The sequence below is a fragment of the Vibrio sp. R78045 genome, from assembly GCF_042466085.1.
Classification (GTDB): domain Bacteria; phylum Pseudomonadota; class Gammaproteobacteria; order Enterobacterales; family Vibrionaceae; genus Vibrio; species Vibrio cyclitrophicus.
Genome location: NZ_JAXHBS010000008.1, coordinates 1302396 through 1325972, shown reverse-complemented (window position 1 = coordinate 1325972; position 23577 = coordinate 1302396). Strand labels below are relative to the sequence as shown.

Annotated in this window: 21 protein-coding genes; 11 read left to right on the top strand and 10 right to left on the bottom strand. The window is 44.1% G+C overall.

Annotated features, from left to right (window positions below; all coding sequences use genetic code 11):
• Window positions 1-45: 45 nt before the first annotated feature.
• From prpC to SJY39_RS08230, 3 genes are all read right to left on the bottom strand, one after another.
• A complete protein-coding gene (gene prpC, locus SJY39_RS08240; protein WP_372263943.1) occupies window positions 46-1260 on the bottom strand; it encodes a 2-methylcitrate synthase in 1215 nt (404 codons plus the stop codon).
• A gap of 147 nt (window positions 1261-1407) precedes the next feature.
• On the bottom strand, window positions 1408-2304 hold the full coding sequence (gene prpB, locus SJY39_RS08235) for a methylisocitrate lyase (protein ID WP_009846616.1): 897 nt from the start codon (window positions 2302-2304) through the stop codon (window positions 1408-1410).
• Window positions 2305-2404: 100 nt separating this feature from the next.
• Window positions 2405-3124: a GntR family transcriptional regulator gene (locus SJY39_RS08230; RefSeq protein WP_010438524.1), complete on the bottom strand. Its 720-nt coding sequence runs from the start codon at window positions 3122-3124 to the stop codon at window positions 2405-2407.
• Between the two features lie 580 nt (window positions 3125-3704).
• On the opposite strand from SJY39_RS08230, the gene SJY39_RS08225 reads away from it, so the two are divergent.
• The 3 genes from SJY39_RS08225 to SJY39_RS08215 all read left to right on the top strand — a co-directional run bounded on the left by SJY39_RS08225 (window position 3705) and on the right by SJY39_RS08215 (window position 6957).
• Window positions 3705-4676, top strand: coding sequence for a tripartite tricarboxylate transporter substrate binding protein (locus SJY39_RS08225; RefSeq protein ID WP_010438522.1), 972 nt, complete (start codon window positions 3705-3707; stop codon window positions 4674-4676).
• 252 nt (window positions 4677-4928) lie between these two features.
• The gene (locus tag SJY39_RS08220) at window positions 4929-5426 is read left to right on the top strand and encodes a tripartite tricarboxylate transporter TctB family protein (protein WP_016793324.1); all 498 of its coding nucleotides are present in this window, start codon (window positions 4929-4931) and stop codon (window positions 5424-5426) included.
• Between the two features lie 10 nt (window positions 5427-5436).
• Entirely contained in the window at window positions 5437-6957 is a 1521-nt protein-coding gene (locus SJY39_RS08215) for a tripartite tricarboxylate transporter permease (protein ID WP_010438519.1), read from the top strand.
• Window positions 6958-7090: 133 nt separating this feature from the next.
• Here the strand turns inward: SJY39_RS08215 and SJY39_RS08210 are convergent, their stop codons facing one another.
• A complete protein-coding gene (locus SJY39_RS08210) occupies window positions 7091-8008 on the bottom strand; it encodes a dienelactone hydrolase family protein (RefSeq protein ID WP_010438518.1) in 918 nt (305 codons plus the stop codon).
• 190 nt (window positions 8009-8198) lie between these two features.
• Between SJY39_RS08210 and SJY39_RS08205 the strand changes: the two genes are divergently transcribed.
• Entirely contained in the window at window positions 8199-8981 is a 783-nt protein-coding gene (locus tag SJY39_RS08205; RefSeq protein ID WP_010438516.1) for a sulfite exporter TauE/SafE family protein, read from the top strand.
• Window positions 8982-9249: 268 nt separating this feature from the next.
• Entirely contained in the window at window positions 9250-9441 is a 192-nt protein-coding gene (locus tag SJY39_RS08200; RefSeq protein ID WP_010438515.1) for a hypothetical protein, read from the top strand.
• A 161-nt stretch (window positions 9442-9602) separates the two neighbouring features.
• On the opposite strand, the gene SJY39_RS08195 is transcribed toward SJY39_RS08200, so the two are convergent.
• A complete protein-coding gene (locus SJY39_RS08195) occupies window positions 9603-10016 on the bottom strand; it encodes a VF530 family DNA-binding protein (protein WP_010438513.1) in 414 nt (137 codons plus the stop codon).
• Between the two features lie 338 nt (window positions 10017-10354).
• Here SJY39_RS08195 and SJY39_RS08190 point away from each other — a divergent pair, with 338 nt between their 5' ends.
• Entirely contained in the window at window positions 10355-10462 is a 108-nt protein-coding gene (locus tag SJY39_RS08190) for a hypothetical protein (protein WP_016791272.1), read from the top strand.
• Between the two features lie 138 nt (window positions 10463-10600).
• Here the strand turns inward: SJY39_RS08190 and gnd are convergent, their stop codons facing one another.
• The 5 genes from gnd to SJY39_RS08165 form a co-directional block, all read right to left on the bottom strand.
• Window positions 10601-12049, bottom strand: coding sequence for a decarboxylating NADP(+)-dependent phosphogluconate dehydrogenase (gene gnd, locus SJY39_RS08185; protein WP_004733587.1), 1449 nt, complete (start codon window positions 12047-12049; stop codon window positions 10601-10603).
• 29 nt (window positions 12050-12078) lie between these two features.
• A complete protein-coding gene (gene pgl / locus SJY39_RS08180; protein ID WP_016768676.1) occupies window positions 12079-12795 on the bottom strand; it encodes a 6-phosphogluconolactonase in 717 nt (238 codons plus the stop codon).
• On the bottom strand, window positions 12792-14294 hold the full coding sequence (gene zwf, locus SJY39_RS08175) for a glucose-6-phosphate dehydrogenase (RefSeq protein WP_010438503.1): 1503 nt from the start codon (window positions 14292-14294) through the stop codon (window positions 12792-12794). Before zwf ends, pgl begins: the two co-directional genes overlap by 4 nt.
• Before the next feature lie 437 nt (window positions 14295-14731).
• Entirely contained in the window at window positions 14732-15427 is a 696-nt protein-coding gene (locus tag SJY39_RS08170) for a response regulator (RefSeq protein ID WP_016768675.1), read from the bottom strand.
• A 69-nt stretch (window positions 15428-15496) separates the two neighbouring features.
• On the bottom strand, window positions 15497-17149 hold the full coding sequence (locus SJY39_RS08165) for a sensor histidine kinase (RefSeq protein ID WP_032546049.1): 1653 nt from the start codon (window positions 17147-17149) through the stop codon (window positions 15497-15499).
• Window positions 17150-17767: 618 nt separating this feature from the next.
• On the opposite strand from SJY39_RS08165, the gene SJY39_RS08160 reads away from it, so the two are divergent.
• The 5 genes from SJY39_RS08160 (at window position 17768) to SJY39_RS08140 (ending at window position 23201) form a co-directional block, all read left to right on the top strand.
• The gene (locus SJY39_RS08160) at window positions 17768-17995 is read left to right on the top strand and encodes a hypothetical protein (RefSeq protein WP_010438494.1); all 228 of its coding nucleotides are present in this window, start codon (window positions 17768-17770) and stop codon (window positions 17993-17995) included.
• A gap of 373 nt (window positions 17996-18368) precedes the next feature.
• Window positions 18369-19820 (top strand): TolC family protein, encoded by a 1452-nt coding sequence (locus SJY39_RS08155; RefSeq protein WP_016783920.1) that lies wholly within the window; start codon window positions 18369-18371, stop codon window positions 19818-19820.
• A 3-nt stretch (window positions 19821-19823) separates the two neighbouring features.
• A complete protein-coding gene (locus tag SJY39_RS08150) occupies window positions 19824-20798 on the top strand; it encodes an HlyD family secretion protein (RefSeq protein ID WP_016768672.1) in 975 nt (324 codons plus the stop codon).
• Window positions 20799-20805: 7 nt separating this feature from the next.
• Window positions 20806-22038, top strand: a complete 1233-nt coding sequence (locus tag SJY39_RS08145; RefSeq protein ID WP_016791269.1) for an ABC transporter permease — start codon at window positions 20806-20808, stop codon at window positions 22036-22038.
• Window positions 22035-23201: an ABC transporter permease gene (locus SJY39_RS08140; RefSeq protein WP_010438485.1), complete on the top strand. Its 1167-nt coding sequence runs from the start codon at window positions 22035-22037 to the stop codon at window positions 23199-23201. The genes SJY39_RS08145 and SJY39_RS08140 overlap by 4 nt, the downstream gene beginning before the upstream one ends.
• The last annotated feature ends 376 nt before the right edge of the window (window positions 23202-23577 follow it).

Sequence of the window (23577 nt, the reverse complement as noted above, 5' to 3'; positions counted from 1 at the left end):
AAGACGGAAGTCACCTCAAGACATAAGTCGGCTCGTTATAGAGGGCTAACGTAGATGAATAGGTAACCATTCTTGATGCTCTGGCCCGGTGTAGTCTGCACTTGGACGAATGATGCGATTGTTTTCTCTTTGTTCGAACACATGCGCCGTCCAACCTGTAAGGCGGCTCATCACAAAGATCGGAGTAAACAATTTGGTTGGGATGTCCATGAAGTGATATGCCGATGCATGGAAGAAGTCAGCATTACAGAACAAGCCTTTCTCGCGCTTCATAACCGCTTCAACACGCTCTGAAACGGCGTAAAGCTGTTTATCACCGACCTCTTGAGCTAGCTCTTTTGACCAACGCTTGATTAGAGCATTTCGTGGGTCGCTTTCACGATAAATGGCATGACCGAAGCCCATGATTTTGTCTTTGTTAGCAAGCATCTGCATGATGTTAGTTTCTGCTTCATCGGCGGTTTTCCAATCTTGGATCATTTCCATTGCCGCTTCATTCGCACCGCCATGTAAAGGACCTCTTAGTGTGCCAATTGCTGCTGTAACGCACGAATGAATATCTGACAGTGTTGATGCACAGACACGGGCAGCAAAAGTAGATGCGTTGAACTCATGCTCTGCGTAAAGCGTTAGCGAACAGTGCATCACCTGCTTATGCAGTTCACTCGGCGCTTTATCTGTTAGCATTTTCAAGAAGTAGCCACCCAGACATGCTTCGCTTTGATCTTCAGTATCAATGCGCACGCCATCGTGGCTAAAGCGATACCAATAACAAATAATCGCAGGGAAAAGCGCAAGCATTCGTTCAGTCGCGGGCAGTTGCTCAGAAAAATCAGTCTCTTGCTCTAGATTACCCAGCATTGAACAACCTGTTCTCATCACATCCATTGGATGAGCGTCTGCAGGGATAAGCTCTAGTGCTGCTTTCAAAGGTTGAGGTAAGCCGCGCAGGCCAACCAACAATGTTTTGTAATCATCAAGCTCTTTTTCAGTGGGTAAATGACCTCTTAGTAGCAGATGCGCCACTTCTTCGAACTGAGCATGATTAGCAAGGTCAGTAATATCATAACCACGGTAGGTTAAGCCAGTTCCTGATTTTCCTACCGTACATAGCGCGGTGGTTCCTGCACTCTGGCCACGTAGACCAGCACCACCGATTGCAGGTGCGCTTGCTGGTTTGCTTTCGGGTTTTTCGCTTTGTTGTTGGTTTTCTGTTGAAGCCTTTTCGACAGCTGCTTTATCACTCAAAGATACAGACATGATGAACTCCTTTTCTGTATTAGCCGCCTGCACTCTTTGGTGCTGCCTGTTTATATGTCCGATGATCTTTATCATCGGTACTGGATATGGCGACTAACCATTTCACGTTATTGGATTAAGTTGATTTTGGATTAATTGAAACGGGATTTACCCTTCACTTGAAAACAACTGATCAAGCTTGTTTTCGTAGTCGTGGTAATTCAGGTGTTCGTAAAGCTCTTTACGGGTTTGCATTGAATCCAACAGAGCTTCTTGATTGCCTTCAACTAACAAGTGCTTGTAAACATTCTCCGCCGCTTTGTTCATCGCACGGAACGCACTCAATGGATAAAGCACCATGTCGACACTTGATTGGGCCAACTCGTTACAGTTGTAGAGTGGCGTTTGGCCAAACTCAGTGATGTTCGCAAGAATAGGCACGTGCTTACCCGTTGCTGATTTCAACGCCGCCGAGAACTTCACGTATTGGTCTAGCTGATTCATCGCCTCAGGGAAAATCATGTCAGCGCCCGCTTCAACACACGCAATCGCTCGTTCAATCGCACTATCAATACCTTCAACCGCCAATGCATCCGTACGCGCCATAATCACAAAGCTCTCATCGGTTCTAGCATCGGTTGCCGCTTTGACTCTATCGACCATCTCTTGCTGGCTAACAATCGCTTTATTTGGTCGATGACCACAGCGTTTCTGGGCCACTTGATCTTCCATATGAATTGCAGCTGCGCCTGCCTTCTCCATAGCGCGAATGGTACGTGCAATATTAAATGCGCCACCAAAACCCGTATCGATATCCACCAGCAAAGGCAAATCACACGCATTGGTAATACGTTCAACATCCACCAACACATCGTTCAATGTGGTGATACCTAAATCAGGCAAACCATAAGACGCATTGGCGATGCCTCCACCAGATAGGTAAATAGCTTGATGCCCCAAGTTCTTTGCCATCATCGCGCAATACGGATTCACCGTACCGACGATCTGCAATGGGTCGTTGTCTTGCACAGCTTGTCGGAACTTTGCTCCTGCTGATAACTTCATAATGACGCTCCCTGTTAATTGTTTATTTCTAGCTAACCTTTAAGACTTACGGCTTTTGGTTATCGCCAGCACTGATCCGCTGACAGATTCCAATGGTCGCTTAATCAAGATCTTTGGATTGAATTTGTTGTTCTATCAGCAATCGACTGCCCGAGATGTGTCGTCGCATTAGCATTTCTGCTAGCTCTTCATCACGGTTGCGAATCGCTTGTAGGATGTATTTGTGTTCATCGAGCGCCTCTTTTGGTCGAGACTGAGCCCTAGGCGATTGATAGCGGTACATTCGTAATAGGTGATAAAGCTCGTCACACAACAGCGAAATCAGTTTGCTGTTACGACTCGCTTTGATAATGCGGTAATGGAAATCGAAGTCGCCATGTTGATGGAAGTATGATGAACCTTCGACTTCATCGATATGTTTAGAATGTGTCGACAATAAGCCTTCAAGCCCAATCAACTCATCTTGTGTGATGTGCCTCGCTGCTAATCGCGCAGCCATACCTTCCAATGCTTCTCTCACCGCGTACAGCTCTAGCAGTTTCTCTGCAGAAAAGGTAATAACTCGAGCTCCGACATGAGGAATACGTTCGATCAGGCCAAGCCCTTCGACCCGCATTATCGCTTCACGCAAAGGACCTCGACTTACCTCGAAGCGTTTAGCCAGTTCAGGCTCCGAGATCTTACTGCCCGGTGCTAATTCACCGTTCACAATCGCCTCAACGAGGTATTCCGTCAGATTTTCTGACTTAGTGTTTTCTTTATCGCTCACACGAGTTTTCGTGTTTGCACTTAAGGTGAGATCTTTTATCGCAGTATTCATATTCACGCTGCTCACTTCTGATTGCCGACCCTAACTGTCAACAATTTCATAACATGAACATAAAATACACGATCAAATTGTCGACAATCAAGTAGATTGTCGACAATTTAGACTAAGGTAGTATTTTTTATAAACAATAAAACTTGCTAAAAACGAACAATAAATAACTTAAACATTTGTTTCTTATGAATCCAATCAGAAAAGAACCCTTCAACCCCTTGCCTATTCCAAAATGATTTAAAAAACGATGTGTCGACAACTTACAGCCGAACTAGTCAAACGCAGCTCATTTTCCGCATAGGCACCTGATCGCTCGCATACAAAGACAAAGAAGACGGCTGATGTGCCCTTCTTTTTATGTCTCACAGCGAATAGTGACATTAATCCCTCCCGTAAACTTTATGAACTTTATTCACCCAATGTTCTTTATTCTCAATATCGCCGCATTAAAGACAATTCATTAACACATCGTTAACTTTAACCTTACCTGCTAAGCAATGTCCTACTCGTGTTTAGCAGCTATATATAAAACATAAGTTTCTCTCCATTGAAGAGATCCCCTACATAAGGAACGTGAACCATGTTCAAGGCACTGAAACCTACTCTTGCGGCTTCTATTATCGCAGCTACCTTTTCTTTCAACACTTTTGCTGCTGACGTAGAGAAAATCCACTTCCTAATCCCTGGCGGCGCTGGTGGCGGTTGGGATATGACAGCTCGTGGTACGGGTGATGTATTGGTCAAATCAGACATCGTAGAAAATGTCTCTTTCCAAAACTTGTCTGGTGGTGGTGGTGGTAAAGCTATTGCTCATCTAATCGAGACCGCTAAGCGTCAGGAAGATACACTGATGGTTAACTCGACTCCTATCGTTGTACGCTCGTTGACCGGGATTTTCCCTCAATCTTTCCGAGATCTAACGCCAGTTGCTGCAACCATTGCCGACTACGGTGCAATCGTGGCGTCTGCGGATTCTAAATACAACTCCTGGGAAGACGTGGTTAAAGAATTTGAAGCCAATCCCCGTAAAGTAAAAATTGCAGGCGGCTCAGCTCGTGGCAGTATGGACCACCTAGTAGTCGCTGCAGCGTTTAAAGGCGAAGGTTTCGACGCTAAGAAAGTACGTTACATCGCCTATGATGCAGGAGGTAAAGCGATGGCTGCTCTACTATCTGGCGAAACACAGCTGCTTTCGACAGGCCTTGGTGAAGTGCTAGAGATGTCTAAATCGGGTCAAGTTAAAGTGCTTGCAGTCACGGCACCAAAACGACTTGATGCTGCACCAAACATCCCGACGCTCACGGAATATGGCAACGAAACCGTATTTGCTAACTGGCGTGGTTTCTTTGCAGCTCCAGGCACGAGCCAAGCAAAGATTGATGAATGGAATGTAGCGCTTGGCAAGATGTACAAGACCGACGAATGGCAGGTGGTCCGTGACCGTAATGGTTGGATTGACAACTACAAAGCTGACAAAGACTTCTACGCCTTCCTAGAAGATCAAGAAAAGCAAATGGGCGACCTCATGCGTGAGCTTGGTTTCTTGAAATAACCAATACTAGAGAGGGTATCTTACCCATACCCTCTTCACTATTCTCTTGTTTCGCCGTACATGAGTTAACTTCAAACTCCTTTGTTTATCCGTATCGAATTACTAAAACTTGTCGAATCGTTGTAGACGCAAGTGGCTTGAACATTAAGCATTGTAATCCGCTTACCTTAGGTTAGTGATCCCAGACATTATTCATTAACTCGCTCATGTACGGTTTTTTACTTTTCTATACCACCCTAAACGGAGTTGGATATGTCGGACCTACCAACCAAATTTTTAAGTAAAGAATACTTGCTATGTCGCGATCGCGTCGGGGCAATGATTTTTTTACTCGTGTGCCTTTGCTACGGCTATCAAACCACACTCATTCCCCTTTTCCCTGGCGACGAGTACGAACCCTTTACGGCTCGCACATTACCAACATTACTAACCATTGCAGGTATTGGTTTATCGTTAGTATTGCTTATCACCGGACAAGTAGACAAAGACAGCGGAGCTATTTCTGACTTTGATTGGAAACTACTGATTGGCTTTTTAGTATTGATGGCACTGTACGGTGTTGGTCTTACTTACCTTGGCTTTGTTCTGGCAACGAGCTTCTTCTTGCTTGCTGGCTTTTACTTATTGGGTGAACGCCGTAAAGCTGTTTTATTTGGCGCGTCGTTTCCTTTCGTTATCGCGTTCTTTCTTCTATTAACTCAAGGCTTAGATATCTACCTAGAGCCTGGTTTAATCTTCACTCTTTGGTAGGGATAACATTATGTTAGATGGAATTTTACAAGGGCTTTCGACCGCTGTGATGCCAATGAACATCATGATGGTCATCGTGGGTTGCTTCGTCGGTACCTTTATCGGGATGCTTCCGGGATTAGGACCAATTTCAGCCATTGCGTTGATGATCCCTATTACATACGGCTTAGACCCTTCTTCTGGCCTCATCTTAATGGCTGGTGTGTATTACGGCGCGGTTTTTGGTGGATCTACGTCATCAATCTTAATCAATGCTCCAGGTTGTTCTTCAACGGTCGTCACCGCGTTCGATGGCTACCCAATGGCGCAGAAAGGACAAGCGGGTAAAGCACTCGCACTCGCGGCTTACTCTTCTTTCACTGGTGGCACGCTCTCAGCCATTATGCTGTTGATTGCAGCGCCAGCACTCGCAAGCGTGTCATTGAGCTTTCAGTCTTCTGACTACTTCGCACTAATGCTACTAGGTTTATCAGCCGTAGCCGCATTTGCAGGCCCTGGTCAAGTGGTGAAGGCGTGGATGATGACTATCCTAGGCTTAATGCTTTCCACCGTTGGAATCGATAAAGGCGTTGGTGTTGAGCGATTCACTTTTGGCTTAACCGATCTAATGGATGGCTTTAGCTTTTTACTATTGGCAATGGCAACGTTTGCTCTAGGTGAGACTTTAATGGGTATTTTAAAACCAGAAAAAGACACTAGCGGCGAAGAAAGCCAGAAAATGGCCGATATTGGCAGTATGAAAGTGACCAAAGAAGAGTTTAAAGAAGTCGCCCCCGTTTCGATTCGCTCTTCGATCCTAGGTTTCTTTACTGGTGTTTTACCCGGTGCTGGCGCAACCATTGCCGCTTTCTTGAGTTACGGTATGGAGCGAAGCTTGGCACCGAAAGACAAACAGAAAGAATTTGGTAAAGGCAGTATCCGTGGTCTTGTTGCTCCTGAATCAGCAAACAACGCAGCTTCAAGTGGTTCATTCGTTCCGCTACTGACGCTTGGTATTCCCGGCTCTGGTACTACCGCAATCATGCTTGGTGCCCTAATCGCTTACGGTATTCAACCGGGGCCTCGATTATTCGTTGAGCACCCAGATGTATTTTGGTCTGTAATTATCTCAATGTACTTTGGCAACATTGTACTGGTTATTTTGAATCTACCGCTTATCCCTTACATATCTAAACTGCTTGCTGTACCAAGAACGGTGCTATTACCAATGATACTGTTCTTCTCTATCACAGGTGTCTATTTGGTGTCGTTCAACACGATGGATGTGTTTGTGATGTTAATCGTCGCGATAGCTGCTATAGCACTGAGGTTAGCAAACTTCCCTCTCGCACCATTACTGCTTGGGTTTATTTTAGGAGGCTTGATGGAAGAGAACTTAAGACGTGCGTTGATGATCAGCGATGGCGAGTTAAGCTTCTTGTGGGAACGTCCAATTACAATGACTTTCACTATTTTAGCGGTGCTCGTGTTAAGCAGCCCTATACTCCTCAAGTTATTTCAAAAATTTAAAGCTAAACCCGTAGAAGCATAATCTCACGTTACTAAAAAGCCCTAACAGACATTTGTCCTGTTAGGGCTTTTTTGATGCACGACCTTCTAACCAACAACTCGTGAGTTATCTATATCATTTGTATGTCGCTTCAATTCATCAAGCTCACATGCTTCTAAACGCTTAGATGCTCCTTAAAGAATGTTAAGCTACGACTCCAAGCCAGTTCGGCCTCTTGTTCGGCATAACGCCCTGTCGAATCGTTATGAAAGCCATGGTTCACACCTTCGTAAACGTAAGCGGTGTAATCAACTTCATTCAGTTTTAGACGTTTCTCATAATCCGGCCATGTACTGTTTACTCTCTTGTCTAACTCAGCAAACTGAAGCATCAGCGGGCCTTTCACTCTTTCGCGAATTTCATCAGCCGCAGGTGTACCATAGAAAGGCACTCCAGCATTGAGCTTTTCAGGTATCGTAGCAGCAAGCATGTTTACCACATAACCACCATAACAGAAGCCAACCGCACCAAGTTTCCCATTGCTGAGTTCATGATCTTTCAAGAACAGCGCAGCTGCTATGAAGTCCTCTTCAAGCTTAGACTTGTCCATTCCTTTCTGCATGCTTCTCCCTTCATCATCGTTTCCTGGGTAACCACCGATAGGGAATAAAGCGTCAGGTGCAAACGCAATGAAACCTTGCGCAGCTAAGCGCCTCGCAACATCTTTGATGTACGGGTTTAGACCTCTGTTCTCATGCACCACAAGAACAACGGGAGCCGTACCTTGAAGATCTTTAGGTACAACCAAATAACCTTGGCACTCTCCATGCCCCTTGGGAGACGAAAACTGAGCGTAGCTCGCCGTTATAGAAGGATCGTTAAATGAAACTTGCTCGGCGAGTGCGTAATTAGGAATCAAAGCACTGGTTAATGTGGACATAGTAAAACCAAGTACAGCAAGGCCACCAAGCCTACGCATAAATTCTCTTCTGTCGATTACCCCATGAGCATATTCGTCATACCAATCAAAAGCTTCCTGGGGGATAGGTCTTTGATCTTGTCCTAAATTCGCGTTTTTAACTCGTTTTTCCATTGTCATTCCCTTGTTCAAAAATAAAAAGTCACAGATTTATGATTATAGACTGTGACAATTAGTTCAATTTACATTCTCATCAAACGAAACGTCTTCTATGAAAGATCATATATTTAATAAACAAAATAAATACTTAGTGATAGTCTAGTCACAATTCCGTTACAAAATAACCAGAAGGAACGAAATTATAATGCAACTCGATTGGTCTTTGCTTTTGGATTTGCTCATCTTATTTACAGCAGGTGTTAGCGGTGGTGTACTTAACTCCATCGCTGGTGGCGGCAGTTTCATCACATTTCCAGCTCTGTTATTCGCTGGTGTCCCTCCGATAGCCGCTAATGCGACCAACACCTTTGCCTCATGTGCGGGCTACATCAGTGGTGCATATGCACTTAGACACGAGATTAAATCAGGTACTAAGCAGCTCAAGATCGTCATCACTTTGTGTGTAGTTGGTGGGGGTATCGGTGCGTTTTTATTGCTACACACAACAGAAGCATTGTTTACTCAATCCGTTCCTTGGTTACTGCTTTTTGCAGCACTTCTTTTTACTTTCGGTGGAACACTAAATCAATGGCTTAAGAAACTCACAGCTAAACACAAACACGCCAACAGCGCTGGAGCATTATTTTCTGCTTTGATGTTACTTATCGTGTGTGTTTATGGTGGTTATTTTAATGCAGGATTAGGCATTGTGACATTGAGTTACTTGGCACTGGCTGGATATACCAATATCAATGTGATGAATGGCATCAAACTGTTGGTGTCGGCATGCGCGTCACTCGCGGCAATCGTGTTCTTTATCGTGAATGGTTCGATTGATTGGCCATCAGGCATAGCTGTCTTATTTGGGACATTGGTCGGTGGTTACTATTCAGCTAAAATCTCTCGTCGTATCCCACAACAGTATGTCCGTACTACTGTGATCATCGCTAGCTTTTTGATCACCGCTTACTTCTTCTATGCTAACTAGGTTTTATATCAACTAGCTTTTATTCAAATTACTTCGTACAGTAATCACGCCTTTCGTTAGCAAAACACAACGTAAATCGTTAAGCATGAAGAAGTGACAAATCCCCTCAATTGGTTATTTTACGCCCTATAAAATAGCCAAGCTAAAATGTGTGAGGCGAGTTTGTCAATTAGTAAATTTGATAACAATTTAGACTGTTTTTTAGCCTTTATTCCAATAGACATGGGATAATTCTCCTGTCGAAAGTGAGACTTCATTAGGAGGCGTTATGAACATTAAACTCGGTCATGTCATGTCATCAAGTCGACTCATTTGCTTTGTCGCTTTTCTTGCTGCCACATTCGCGTGGATCCTAAAGATGCCCGCTCTGTTTTCTGTGTCAGCGCTATTCTTACTGATCAGCGCCATTGTCTATGTCGTTGACCTTTGGAAGAATCAAAGAAAGCACCGCGAAGCTTAAGGCTCAAAAACAATAAGCTTTAGACGGATTTAATAGTTATACGTATTAAAAAGGAGCGCTTAGGCTCCTTTTGTGTTTTTCGCTTGTCTAATTAGGCGCATTAATTATCTACGCCTTATCTAACGGCGGCTAACAATGCCATTTTTTAAAGACGGCTCTTGCTAACGGCGAAAGTTACGACCGTTACCGCCTCGGCGTTCTTTAAATGCAGATGCAGCTTTAGCTTGAGAAGCGTGGATAGACTCAACCGTCAACTCCATTGGTTCACGAGGTTCTAACCCGTGACGGAACGTGCGTGAGCGTGGTGGCATCTGATACTCAATATCTGAAGCTTTAGGCATACGCTTAAAACGGTAAAGGTAGAAGTTTTCAACCTTCTCACGAGCCCATTCTGTCTTCTTCAGGTATTTAACCGCACTTGCTACCGTTGGTTTAGTATTAAAGCAGTTCATGCGCATTGCTGCATCCAAAATTTCCCAACCATAGTGATCGACTAACTCAGTAATCATGGTTTCAAGCTTTAAGCCATGTAGAGGGTTGTTTTGTTGCAGTTCGATTCTTTCTTCTTCAGTCATAACATTACCTTTTTCAAGGCAGCTCACGGCCTTGAATATACTCTAGAACACCGTCATCACTGACCGCTTCTAGCTCAATCATTTGGGCATTATTTCCATTGCCCTTGTTTATGTCTTTATGATGGCATAAAGCATGTGCGTTATCCTATTTATCTTTTCATTTAATTTTAAAATGGTTATTTAACGTCCAGATCATCATTAACAGCACTTTAGTTAAGCAATAGCGCATACGCTATTAACTGGCAGACGTATTCGATGCGTTAATGAGTAAAAGAGCCTATAAACACGCTTGGTCACTGAATGAGGTGATGGCCTATATAGAAGCAAACACTGGTTGAATGTTTGACCCAGAGTGGGTTGAAGCGCCTAAACAAAACCTAGACAGCTTTATGTCCATTCGAGATCAATACAACGACGATGTACAACCACATATCATGACCGCCTAAGCGATAATTAGTTGTGTGTTTGAAGTGACCATCTAAAAATACGCAAACCAACAAAAAAGGATGCCACTGAGGCATCCTTTTGTTTTCTAGTTTGCAGCTGAAAGAACAAATTTGTTCTCTACTGATTCTAACTAACGATTATACGTCGTAAGTTGTAGAAGCAGTGTCGCCGCCTGTACCAGTCCAGTTTGTGTGGAAGAATTCACCACGTGGACGGTCAGTACGCTCGTAAGTGTGAGCACCGAAGTAGTCACGTTGAGCTTGTAGAAGGTTCGCTGGAAGACGAGCTGTTGTGTAGCCGTCTAGGAACGTTAGTGCAGAAGTCATACATGGCATTGGGATGCCTGATTCCATAGACTTAGCTGCAACTTTACGCCAAGCGCCCATGCAGTTGTCTAGGATGCCTTTGAAGTATGCATCTGAACCTAGGAATGCGATCTCTGGGTTCGCTTCATAAGCATCACGAATGTTGCCTAGGAATGCAGAACGGATGATACAACCGCCACGCCACATAAGTGCAACGTTACCGTAGTTTAAATCCCAGCCGTTTTCGTTCGACGCTTCACGCATTAGCATGAAACCTTGAGCGTAAGAGATGATCTTAGAAGCCAGTAGAGCCTGACGGATTGCATCAACCCACTCTTGCTTATCGCCTTCAACTGGAGCAACTGTCTTGCCGAACAGTTTCTCAGCTTCAACACGTTGATCTTTAAGTGCAGATAGGCAACGAGAGAATACAGACTCAGTGATTAGAGTCAGTGGGATACCCATGTCTAGTGCATTGATGCCTGTCCATTTGCCCGTACCTTTTTGGCCAGCAGTGTCTAGGATCTTCTCAACTAGTGCTTCACCGTCTTCATCTTTGTAGCCAAGGATGTCAGCAGTGATTTCTACTAGGTAGCTATCTAGCTCAGTTTTGTTCCAGTCAGCAAATACAGCCTGCATTTCGTCGTGGTTCATACCTAGGCCATCTTTCATGAACTGGTATGCTTCAGTGATAAGCTGCATGTCACCGTATTCGATGCCATTGTGAACCATCTTAACGAAGTGACCAGCACCGTCGTTACCAACCCAATCACAGCAAGGCTCACCTGCGTCAGTTTTCGCAGAGATACCTTGGAAGATAGGCTTAACCGCTTCCCAAGCTTCAGGAGAACCGCCTGGCATGATAGAAGGACCGAAACGAGCGCCTTCTTCACCACCAGAAACACCCGTACCGATGAAGTGGATGCCTTTCTCGCGAAGAGCAGCAACACGACGGTTAGTGTCTGGGAAGTTAGTGTTACCACCATCAATGATGATGTCGCCTTTGTCTAGAAGTGGTACAAGCTTGTCGATGAACGTGTCTACAACGTCACCAGCACGAACCATAAGCATCACTTTACGTGGCGCTTCTAGCTTCTCAACTAGCTCTTCTAGAGAGTATGCACCAACAATGTTAGTACCTTTAGCTGGGCCTTCTAGGAACTCGTCTACTTTCGCAGCAGTACGGTTGTGAGCCACAACTTTGAAGCCGTGGTCGTTCATGTTTAGGATAAGGTTCTGACCCATTACTGCTAGGCCAATTACACCGATATCACCTTTCATTATTTATATCTCCTTGCGGCTATTCGCACTTATGCGATAGCACTTGCTGCATTTGAATCTAGGAACCACTCTGTTTCGCCAGTTTTAGACTGGATTTTCGCTGCCGGGTAAGGCAGTTCTGAAGCAGGAGTTGTATGAATTTCTTTAACGATCTCGACTTTACCTGCGCCAAGCACTAGGTAGCTGATTCGTTTTGCTGCTTCTAAAACTTTCGCTGTTTTAGAAATACGGATCTGACCCGACTCTGGGTGAGAAGCTAATACAGATAGGTTCTCATCTTGGTAGTCAGTTACACCCGGGAATAATGAAGCTGTGTGGCCGTCTGCGCCAACACCTAGCAGAATCCAATCGAATACAGGCGTGCCGTTTTCAGTTGGAATCACGTCTGCCATCTCTTTTGCGAAACGCTCAGCTTCTGCTTTAGGCTCATCTTCACCACGGATGCGGTGGATGTTCTCTGCCGGAACGTTCACGTTTGAGAAAAGCAGCGCATTCGCTTCGCCGAAGTTGCTTTCAGCGTCATCTGGTGCCACGCAACGTTCGTCGCCCCACCAAAAATGAAGGTTATTCCATTGAATGCCTTCTGCGTACGGTGCTTCAGCTAAAAGCTTGAAAAGCATTTTTGGCGTGCTGCCACCCGACAGTGAAATGTGAACAGGTTTACCCAGCTCGCTGTAAGCTTTCATTTCGTTTGCTAGGTTTTCAACGACCAGTTCAGGCGTTGCAAAGATCTTGTGATTGATCATAGTTCGCAGTAATCCGTGTCTGTTAAGTTCTTGCATGGGAAGCGCCATGCGCGGCCATCACGTTGCAGAAGCTCATCGGCTTCTTGTGGGCCCCAAGTACCACAAGCATAGCCAAACAGTGCTTGAGGGTCTTGCTTGAAGTCTAAGATTGGTTGAACGTACTTCCAACATGCTTCTACTGCATCAGTACGTGCGAACAGAGTCGCATCACCGTTCAGTGCATCAAGAAGAAGACGCTCATAAGCTGTTAGCATCTGAGTTTCAGGCAAGTCAGAGTAAGAGAAGTTCATTTTCACTTCTTTAGCTTTGAAGCCTGCACCTGGCTCTTTCAAACCAAAGCTCATTTGAATACCTTCATCCGGTTGAATACGGATAATCAGCTTATTCTCTGGTGCATCTTGACCAAATACTGGGTGTGGTGTGTTCTTAAAGTGAATCACGATTTCAGTCACACGTGTCGGCAAGCGTTTACCAGTACGTACGTAGAAAGGAACACCATTCCAACGCCAGTTGTTGATGTGTGCTTTAAGACCAATGTACGTCTCAGTACGAGAGTCATCCGCAACACCCGGCTCTTCACGGTAACCAAGCAACTGCTGGCCGCGAACGTCTGACGCTGTGTATTGACCTAGCACTAAATCTTTACGCAGGTCGTCTTCTTCTAGCGGTTTGAGACACTGAAGAACTTTAACCACTTCGTCACGAATAGAATCAGCATTAATTTGAGCTGGTGGCTCCATACCAACCATTGCTAGCACTTGTAGCAGGTGGTTTTGGAACATGTCACGAACTGCGCCAGAACCGTCGTAGTATCCGCCACGCTCTTCAACGCCAAGGAACTCAGCACCTGTGATTTCAACGTATTCAATAAAGTTACGGTTCCACAGTGGTTCAAACATCGCGTTTGAGAAACGAAGCACTAGAAGGTTTTGTACCGTCTCTTTACCAAGGTAATGGTCGATACGGTAGATCTGGTGTTCTTGGAAGTGATGATGGATCTCTTCATCCAATGCTTGAGCTGATGCTAAGTCGTAACCAAATGGTTTCTCGATGATCAGGCGACGCCAGCCGTTCTTTTCATCGTTCAGGCCATGCGCAGCAAGGTTTGCTGGAATCACACCGTACAGGCTTGGTGGGGTTGCCAAGTAGAACAATGTGTTATGGTTTTCGAATTGGTAGTCTTGCTCAAGCTTGTCTAGACGTTGTGCTAAACGAGCGTAGTCGTCTACATCTGAAGTGTTGATCGCTTGGTAATGCAGATGTTCAATAAATGCATTCAGCGTCTCTGGCTCAGTTTTTTCCATTTCCTGAAGAGACTTCTTCAGCTTCTCACGGTAAGACTCATCGCTGTACTCAGTACGGCTCACTCCAAGAATCGCAAAGGATTCTGGTAGTTGATTGCTAGCATACAGGTGGTACAAAGCAGGAATTAACTTACGGTAAGTCAGATCTCCCGACGCACCAAAAATAACGATGCTGCTGTTTTCAGGTATTACCATCATCTTTCCTATAAAAACAAGGTTTTTAGTATTCGCCAAAGGTATCAGCGACATACGAAAATTGATAATAGGTCTTAACTATTACATCAATAGCGAGAGCCTATTACACTTGAGAATGCGTTTGGTAAACGAGGGTGAATGCTATCACCTCTATTCGGGTCAGTATTGTCTATGAGTATTTGATTTACATCAACCACTGTGAAGGCAATCGATTAAATATTGACTCATTTCGAACGAATTCTATTCAACACCCGGGCTCACAAAGCCTGAGATAGCCGTAAATCGGCATTCTCAAACATTGTAGTCAAGAAAGAACGGTATCTGGTCGGTGGAGTGAATAATAGGAAATGGAGAGAAAGGCAAAACCAGCCTATTCAACTGGCTTTATATTTATTTGACAGCATCGCGTTTGTCTTTGTGACTTGTTGTCGCTAAATCTATCTTCTAGCTTTGTTGTAGCAGCGTTCTGGGCGGCCTACTGACCCGTAATTTAAGTCAGCCACTAACTCGCCAGTCGTGATTAGAAATTCCAAATATCGTCGAGCGGTGGTTCGACTCGCTCCAATCCGTTCACCGGCCTCGTCAGCAGTGATGTTAACAGCATCAGTTTGTTGGAAAATTGCTCTAATCTTATCCAATGTAACACCATCAATACCCTTGGGTAGGGTTGATACTTTTCCTGAGTCCGCTTTGGCATTAGCTTGCAACATCTTATCCACCAAACCTTGGTTAAGATCCGATACACTTTCAAACTCTTGCTGTTGTGATTGGTACTTTTTCAGCGCGGCTTCTAAGCGAGGAAACATCACTGGCTTAAGCAGATAGTCAACCACTCCGCCGCGCATTGCTTGTTGCAATGTATCGACGTCACGAGCGGCTGTAATTAAGATCACATCACAACCTTGGTTGCTGCCACGCACGTAATTTAGAATATCGAGCCCGCACCCATCAGGTAAATACACATCCAGAAGCACTAGATCGGGCTTTAAAATATCCAATTGCATTAACGCTTCAGATTGTGTGGTCGCTATACCGATCACATCAAAGCCCCCCATCTGTTCTAAATAACGATGGTGCAACTCTGCAATCGCAATATCATCTTCAATGACCATGACTCTCGTGATTGCCTTCATTTATGTTCTTCCTTTAACCATTGTATTCCTGTCACGTTGCTCTTCACTCGATCGCTTCATACTCAATTATTATTGTTCTTCTTTCGGCAAATACACCGTCATGCGTGACCCAAAATCGGGATTATCAATCATTTCTAGCTGCCCTTGATAGCGGTCAGCAAGCTGCTTAATAAGATACAAACCGACACCTCGGTTCTGCTTGGCTTTGCTTGATACACCTTTTTCGGTTAGTGCATCAGTCGCCAAATGCTTTGGCAAACCACATCCTTTATCTTCTACTTCAACAATGATTTCATTACCAAAATCACTGATCGATACAACGATTACTCGGCGAACTGGTGTTATTTGCCCTTCTTGTTTAATCGCCATCATGGTGGCATCAAAAGCGTTATCAATGAGGTTACCGAGAATAGTGACAACGTCATCGGCGTTTAGTCGACTTGGTAGCGCTTCTAATCTTGAGCCTTCTTCAACTTTCAACTCCAGGCCAATCTCACGCGCTCGCTCAGTTTTACCTAACAACATGCCGGCAATCAGCGGATCCTTCACCGTTTCTCTTAAGAACTCGATGAGGCTTTGATAGTGCGCCGTTTCTTGACCAATCAATTGCTGAACCGATTCCAACTCTCCCATCTGAATCAAGCCACTGATCGTGTTGAGCTTGTTCTGATGTTCGTGTGTTTGAGAACGCAATAGGTCGGCGTACTCTTTGGTTTGAGACAATTGGTCTGTTAAGTCATTAATTTCATCCCTTAAACGGAAACTAGAAACCGCTCCAACCACTTCACCAGCAACAACAATCGGACTTCGGTTTGCAATAATTCGCTTATTATTGAGGTACAGCTCGACATCATGGTCCGTGTCGCCGGTTGATAACAGGTGTTCTAAGTCACTGCCCGCCAACACATCAGAAAGGCGCTGTTGATTGAGTGCTGAGTCCCTATCTATAGACAAAATATCGCAGGCACTTTTGTTTATTGAACGTAAAATACCGTTCTTATCGATACTTAAGATGCCCTCTTTCACTGTACTCATGGTCACATCAAGTTCAACGTACAATCGACCAATTTCTTCAGGTTCAAACCCCAAAATAGAACGTTGAAAACGACGAGATACGTAGCTTGAGATCACAGCATTAACTGCAACCACCAGCAACGCCATTACAATCAAAAAGGCCAAGTAAGGTTCAATTCGATCTTGCAAAGAATCCAATAGATAACCAACTGAAACCACACCTATGACCGCGCCTTGCTGATCCTTAACCGCCGACTTACCACGAACAGAAAAACCAAGCGAACCTTTAGCCGTCGAGACATAAGATTCACCTAGTGCGAGCGCCCTTTGATTGTCGCCACCGCGCATTGGTTTACCGAGCCTGTCGTCATAAGGATGAACCAAGCGAATACCTTTTTCGTCGCCTACAACAATAAAGGCCGCGCCAATAAGTTGGGTAAGGTTTCGAAATTTAACTTGGGTTTCTTGGGACAGAGAATAAGGAGCGCCATCAGGACCTAAAGACTGTTTATCTTGGAGAATACTGGCGACAAGTGGTGATTCAGACAGAAATTCAGCAACACCGAGTGCTTTCAAACCCATCTCTTGTTCTTGAGATTGTTTGATATACGAAAAACCCGCAGCTGAAAGTATCAACAGTTCAACGAGGCCAGTGACCGTCATGATAATCAGCAACCTTTTTCTGAAGCTGATACTACTCCATTTCATATAAAATCGTCCCTAATGCTAACGATTAATGTTAACACCAAGTTAATCAAATGACCTTTTCACCTATACGAATTTGTGACTGTTACTCAACTAAATAATTGACCCGATTATTAATTGATATTCCTTTACGTTATACCGCTCAAAAAACTGCTCATTTTTAGAACTGATTAGCTTAAAAAGGTAAATAAACGAATAAATATTGAGCTAGATCACTAAGGTTTTAGGTGTTTTTTAGGTTGTTCAAAACAAATACAATTATAATAGTTGCATATGAAGAAATTTATTGTTGCCAAGCTATCCGTCGCCTTTTAAAGACTGCTATCTCAATCGAAATTCGGTTAACAAAAGAGCAACAATTATTTACTCACTGGACGTGCAAATAATAATAAGTTGCTTGCTCGCCTCGACGTATGCTGAACGAACTGGATCATCTATAGATATCTAAACATATAGAGACTTAAGCATACAGCTGACTGGCATGACAACACAGGGAGCTGATAAAAATCAGTTGACCACGATTAAGCACTGGTAAGCAGGGTGTGTCGCCCAATAGCACTGTCCAACAGACATAGGATAAAAAACATAACGTATAAACATTGTTGAAAAGGAAACCAGACAATGAAACGCGATAATTTTGGAATTTGCCTGACTAAGGCGATGCTGTTTAATAACTTACAATCTACTTTTACTCATGTCAGAGCCTATGAGAAAGACGAGACATCCCCACTCGACTTAAAAGTGTTGTTAGCTTTCCCGCAAATGTCAGGCAGAGATTTACTGCAAACTATGCAAGGTTCAAGACAACTAGTGTGGCGTGCCGACCACCATTGTCCAAGCTTTAAATAGACCGCTTCATTTTGTAACAAATACCTCTATACTGAATGTAAAGAGCACGCTTTGCCGTGCTCTTTTCGTATTATTTGTCTTTGGGACCATACACTTAACCTTATCCACACCAAGTTAACGAATGGTATTAATTTTTGCTGATGTGCTAATGTGAAACTATCTGTGTATATCTGTCTCTCTATAGCGGTAGCTGTCTCTCTATAATGATTCGCTTCTAATTTCTAAGAGCTCGTGATTTAGTCGGCGTTTTCGGTTTATAGAAAGAATCTGTTTATAAAAAGAACGTGTATATATAGCGACAATCTGTTCAAGACAAATGATGATCGCCCTGTTAATATTAGAGTTAATACTCTAAATTGGTAAATGAGTTCAGATGACTAAACCGAAATTCCGATGCCTTGCAATTGCCAGTATTCTTATCGGTACTATCAGTTCGCCAAGCTACGCAGCCCCACTCTCTTTTACTGAAGCGTGGCAAATACTCCAAGAGAACAACAACTCTCTTGCCGCTCAACAAGCCAATGTTGAGCGTTATCAGCACCTTCAAAACTCAACGAGTAGCCTCAACTTGCCTTCTATCACCTTAGGGGCTAACTACACACACCTCGATAGTGACGTAACCATCAATGGCGAACAGTTTGCCGATAGCTTGAGTGGCGTACCAGCTGGTTTGTCTGGCATTGGAGCCGCGCTTCCTGGGTTAACTTCAGCTCTCGGTGGCATCACCTCTACTATTACCGAACAAGACATCTTTAGTTCTTCCATTCGTGCGGTTTGGCCTATCTTTACAGGCGGACGAATTACCGCTGCGCAAAATGCCGCAGAAGGTAAAAGCGAAGAGGCTCAAAGCCAACTGTTGATGGAAAAGCAGGCTCGTTACGAAGACTTAAGCAAATACTACTTCTCGGTGATCTTAGCGGAAGACGTCGTCAAAACGCGTCAAGCCGTTGAAGCTGGCTTAACTCAGCATCGTGATTTCGCCATCAAACTTGAACAACAAGGACAAATCGCACGAGTAGAACGCTTGCAGGCGGATGCTTCACTAGACAAAGCGGTTGTCGAGCGGACTAAAGCTCAAAACGATCTTAAAATTGCTCAGTTAGCGTTAACTCAAATACTTGGCCAAAGCCAAAGTGTTGAACCTTCAGAGCAACTGTTTATCAATAAGAACCTCCCTCATATGGATGTGTTCATTGATCAAACACTCATGACCTACCCCGGCCTTAAGATCCTTGATGCAAAAGAGAAACAAGCAAGCAGCTTAATCAAAGCAGAAAAAGGTAAATACTACCCAGAAGTTTATCTTTACGGTGATTACAGCCTTTATGAAGACGATTCTCTCGCGAGTGAAATGAAACCTGATTGGTTAGTTGGCATTGGTGTCAATGTACCGCTGATTGATACCTCTGGCCGTTCAGATAAAGTCGCAGCAGCTCACAGTGCTGTTTCTCAGGTTCAATTCCTTAAATCACAAGCTAAACAAGACTTAACCGTGTTAGTACAAAAAACCTATCTGGAAGCAAACCAAGCAATTGAAGAGGTTCAAGGCCTCAACTCTAGCTTGTCGTTAGCGCAAGAAAACCTATCGCTCCGTAAAAAGGCATTCACTCAAGGGCTTTCTAACTCATTAGAAGTGGTTGATGCTGAGTTATACCTTGCCAGCATTAAAACACAGCAATCTGCTGCGAGATTCAAATACCTCATCTCTCTTAATAAGCTGTTGGCGCTAACCAGCGAAATGAATGCTTACTCAAGTTACTTAACGTCTTCTGTTTCGTCTGATTTCGATTCAAGAACAGACACCGATAGCCAGTCAAAAGGATAATTCATGAAACCTATTAAGCCCCTTCTTCTATCTTTAGTTGGTATCGGCGTCATTGGCTGGGTCGGATACAGTTTTTATCAAGCTTATCAACCTCAGCCTGTTAAGCTTCAAGGCCAAATCGATGCGCAGCAATACAGTATCTCATCGAAAGTACCTGGCAGAATTGATGAAATATTCGTGCGTAAAGGTGACTCAGTTGAAAAAGGCGAATTGATCTTTTCTCTTCTTAGCCCTGAGATTGACGCGAAGCTAGAGCAAGCAAAAGCCGGTCAGAAAGCCGCTGGTGCATTAGCACAAGAAGCAGAGAATGGCGCGCGTACTCAACAGATCCAAGCAGCCAAAGATCAATGGCTGAAAGCCAAGGCTGCAGCTGATCTGATGGACAAAACGTACCAACGTGTAAACAACCTTTACAACGATGGCGTTGTCGCAGAACAAAAACGTGATGAAGCCAAAACACAATGGCAAGCCGCAAAATACACTGAAAGTGCCGCATTCCAAATGTACAAATTAGCGCAAGAAGGTGTTCGTGACGAGACTAAGGTGGCTGCTGCTCAAAAAGCATTAATGGCGGCGGGTGCAGTAGCAGAAGTTGAAGCGTACGCAAAAGACACACAGATCCACAGTTGGTTTAATGGTGAAGTATCTCAAGTTCTATTGAGCAGCGGTGAGCTAGCACCACAAGGTTTCCCTGTTGTGACTGTTATCGACACCAACGATGCATGGGCAGTACTCAATGTGCGTGAAGATATGCTTAAGCATTTCGAGAAAGGCAGCCAGTTTGAGGCATACCTACCGGCTTTGGATAAGTCACTAACTTTCCAAGTCACACACATCGCCGTAATGGGTGATTTCGCGACTTGGCGTTCAACAGACGCAGCACAAGGTTTCGACTTACGAACTTTTGAAGTAGAAGCGCAACCTGTCGATACCGGCGAGACACTACGAATGGGTATGAGCCTTGTGGTTGAGCTTTAGGTGACCTATGTCTGCTAACTTCCGATCTACAGGCTCGCAATCAACTGAGCATCACAAAGTGACGAGCCCATTACTAAGGCAATGGGCTATTGTTCGTAAAGATAAATGGTTGTTGTCTTGCCTAACTTGGATTCCTTTACTTCTTGCTGCAAGCATTTGGCTTATATTTGCACAAGGTATCGCTCGTGATTTACCGGTGGCTGTTGTTGATCTTGAACACAGCCAAATTTCACAGCAGTTCACGCGCCTCGTTGATGCTTCACCAACACTGCAAGTCACTCAGAAATACAGCTCAGCGAGTGAAGCGGCAAAAGCGATGATCGAACGTGATATCTACGGCTATGTTGTAATACCTAAACACTTTGACCTAGATATTTACCTAGGTTTAAACCCGCAGGTATCCGTGTTCTACAACAGCCAATTTATCTTGATCGGCAAATTAGTGAACTCGGCTCTGCTACAAGCTCAAGGTACGTTTAACGCTCAACTTGAAGTGGTTAAACAACTGTCACTCGGTGATACCACAGTCCAATCAGCATTAGGCCAAGCAGTAACAGTGCAAAGCCAGATCACGCCACTGTTTAACAAGAACAGCAGTTATGCTCAGTTCTTGGTGTCTGCAGTTATTCCTGCACTGTGGCAGATCATGGTTGTGGTTGGCACGATATTAGTTTTAACGGCGAACGTTAGAGCACGTGGCCTTCAAGCTTGGTTATCCAACGCACCTATGAAGTCGCTAACCTCAACATTAATACCTTATGCTGTCTTATTTTTAATGTTTGGTATCGCGTTTAGCTTTTGGTTCTATGCTCTCTTAGACTGGCCATTTAATGGCAGCTTTGTAGCATTGACCATTGCCCAAATACTGACAGTGATCAGTTGTATCATCATGGGTTGTTTGTTTTTCTTCTTAACACTTGATCCTGCAAGGGCGATGAGTTTCGCAGGTGCCTTTACTGCACCGAGTTTCGCGTTCATGGGCATTACCTTTCCAGTGACAGACATGAACACGGCAGCTCAAATTTGGAGAAGCTTACTGCCAGTCAGCCATTACATAGAAGTACAAACGGCACAGTCTAGTTATGGCGTGAGCGCGGCACAATCTTTAATCAGCCTCTCCTCAATGTTGTGGTACGCAGTCCCTGCTTTCGTGGTGATGTTGTTGATTAAGAAACACTTGGCGCAATCACCACGATATATATCGTCAAAACAAGCAGAGCAACGAGGAGTAAAACAATGAGCTTTACTCAACTGCTGAAACAAGAACTGTTAGCGGTACTTCGCAACCCTGTTGTATTGCTCACCGTATTCGGCGGCGTGGTATTTTATTCATTCTTATATCCATTGCCTTACGCAAACCAAGTACCTCAACAGCTTAAAGCGTCCGTTGTGAATCTGGATAAGAGCCAAAGCAGCTACCAATTAGAACGTATGGTAGATGCCACCTCTCAGATCGAATTGGTACGTCGAGATTCCTCTATCGCCGATGCTAAACAAGCCGTACTTAATCAGGAGATTGGCGGATTTCTCGTCATTCCAGAAGACTTCTATAAAGACTTGCTGCTCGGTAAAAGCCCGACGCTTTCTTATGCTGGTGACGCATCTTACTTCTTGGTCTACGGGACAATTGTTGAAGGCCTAGCTAAGGCAGGAGGCACGTTAGCTGCGCAAGTTAAGGTTAGTCACTTGTTAGTCGAAGGTGTGCCTTTAGAATCCGCTGCCAAAGGCTACAGTGCATTTAGCTTAAACCTAAAACCAACCTTCAATAGTCGCATGGGATACATTGATTACGTGGTTCCTGCTGTTTTTGTGTTGATCCTGCAACAAACCTTAGCCATGGCTTCAGGTTTAGTTGGTGCAACCCAAAACGCGCAATCAACGTTTGGCTATTGGAGTAAGATCTCTTCGGCGAAACTGATACTTGCTCGTTGTTGTACATTAATCGGCATCTATTACTTGTTATCGATGTATTACTTCGGTGCAAGCTTTTCGATGTATGGGATAAATTTGCTCGCCTCAATGACACAAATTTTGACCTTACTACTGCCCTTCTTATTGGCCAGTTGTTTAGTCGGGATTCTTATCGGTGAGTTGGTTCCAAGAAGAGAATTAGTCACGGTCGTAGTGTTAATTAGCTCAATGCCACTCATTTTCTCTTCAGGCTTTATTTGGCCAGTTGAGATGATGCCTGAGTGGTTAGTACTACTATCACAGTTATTCCCGAGCACACCTGCAATCCAAGGTTTCTTAGCGCTTAATCAGATGGGTGCATCTTGGCAAGAAATAGCACCTCAATGGACGCTGTTATGGGGACAGGTTCTACTATGGGGATCGTTATTGGCACTTAAGCTTTTTCATAAATCGAGTAAAAGCCTAAGTCGTTCAGAGGCGCCCATCACGTAGATGTGTCAATCAATGCAGTTACAAGTCCAGAAAATCGATGATTTGATTAATGGGAATGTTTAAACAACACGTTTATTGATCATCAGAAAGCAGTGACACAAAAGCTCTTATAAAGAGCTTTTTGTCTTCCTATCGGGATAGTATTTAAATAAGTAGTCCGGCGAGCTATACACAACAAAATCAACATACGCGATAAAATCAATAGCAACATTTTCATAAGTCAGTTTCAGCCTCCCCTTCATTTTCTTTCATCTTTCATCTTTCATCTTTCATCTTTCATCTTTCATCACCCATGATGAAAGCTCGAAAGTCTCAAGCCACTAACTTATCAACTTTTTATCTCTTTTAAACATCCAAATTGCTGTGAGCTTCATAT

What these genes read in the sequence shown, in the direction of transcription:
- prpC (WP_372263943.1), bottom strand. Translation starts at nt 1,260, where the DNA reads ATGTCTGTATCTTTGAGTGATAAAGCAGCTGTCGAAAAGGCTTCAACA.
- prpB (WP_009846616.1), bottom strand. Translation starts at nt 2,304, where the DNA reads ATGAAGTTATCAGCAGGAGCAAAGTTCCGACAAGCTGTGCAAGACAAC.
- SJY39_RS08230 (WP_010438524.1), bottom strand. Translation starts at nt 3,124, where the DNA reads ATGAATACTGCGATAAAAGATCTCACCTTAAGTGCAAACACGAAAACT.
- SJY39_RS08225 (WP_010438522.1), top strand. Translation starts at nt 3,705, where the DNA reads ATGTTCAAGGCACTGAAACCTACTCTTGCGGCTTCTATTATCGCAGCT.
- SJY39_RS08220 (WP_016793324.1), top strand. Translation starts at nt 4,929, where the DNA reads ATGTCGGACCTACCAACCAAATTTTTAAGTAAAGAATACTTGCTATGT.
- SJY39_RS08215 (WP_010438519.1), top strand. Translation starts at nt 5,437, where the DNA reads ATGTTAGATGGAATTTTACAAGGGCTTTCGACCGCTGTGATGCCAATG.
- SJY39_RS08210 (WP_010438518.1), bottom strand. Translation starts at nt 8,008, where the DNA reads ATGGAAAAACGAGTTAAAAACGCGAATTTAGGACAAGATCAAAGACCT.
- SJY39_RS08205 (WP_010438516.1), top strand. Translation starts at nt 8,199, where the DNA reads ATGCAACTCGATTGGTCTTTGCTTTTGGATTTGCTCATCTTATTTACA.
- SJY39_RS08200 (WP_010438515.1), top strand. Translation starts at nt 9,250, where the DNA reads ATGAACATTAAACTCGGTCATGTCATGTCATCAAGTCGACTCATTTGC.
- SJY39_RS08195 (WP_010438513.1), bottom strand. Translation starts at nt 10,016, where the DNA reads ATGACTGAAGAAGAAAGAATCGAACTGCAACAAAACAACCCTCTACAT.
- SJY39_RS08190 (WP_016791272.1), top strand. Translation starts at nt 10,355, where the DNA reads ATGTTTGACCCAGAGTGGGTTGAAGCGCCTAAACAAAACCTAGACAGC.
- gnd (WP_004733587.1), bottom strand. Translation starts at nt 12,049, where the DNA reads ATGAAAGGTGATATCGGTGTAATTGGCCTAGCAGTAATGGGTCAGAAC.
- pgl (WP_016768676.1), bottom strand. Translation starts at nt 12,795, where the DNA reads ATGATCAATCACAAGATCTTTGCAACGCCTGAACTGGTCGTTGAAAAC.
- zwf (WP_010438503.1), bottom strand. Translation starts at nt 14,294, where the DNA reads ATGGTAATACCTGAAAACAGCAGCATCGTTATTTTTGGTGCGTCGGGA.
- SJY39_RS08170 (WP_016768675.1), bottom strand. Translation starts at nt 15,427, where the DNA reads ATGAAGGCAATCACGAGAGTCATGGTCATTGAAGATGATATTGCGATT.
- SJY39_RS08165 (WP_032546049.1), bottom strand. Translation starts at nt 17,149, where the DNA reads ATGAAATGGAGTAGTATCAGCTTCAGAAAAAGGTTGCTGATTATCATG.
- SJY39_RS08160 (WP_010438494.1), top strand. Translation starts at nt 17,768, where the DNA reads ATGAAACGCGATAATTTTGGAATTTGCCTGACTAAGGCGATGCTGTTT.
- SJY39_RS08155 (WP_016783920.1), top strand. Translation starts at nt 18,369, where the DNA reads ATGACTAAACCGAAATTCCGATGCCTTGCAATTGCCAGTATTCTTATC.
- SJY39_RS08150 (WP_016768672.1), top strand. Translation starts at nt 19,824, where the DNA reads ATGAAACCTATTAAGCCCCTTCTTCTATCTTTAGTTGGTATCGGCGTC.
- SJY39_RS08145 (WP_016791269.1), top strand. Translation starts at nt 20,806, where the DNA reads ATGTCTGCTAACTTCCGATCTACAGGCTCGCAATCAACTGAGCATCAC.
- SJY39_RS08140 (WP_010438485.1), top strand. Translation starts at nt 22,035, where the DNA reads ATGAGCTTTACTCAACTGCTGAAACAAGAACTGTTAGCGGTACTTCGC.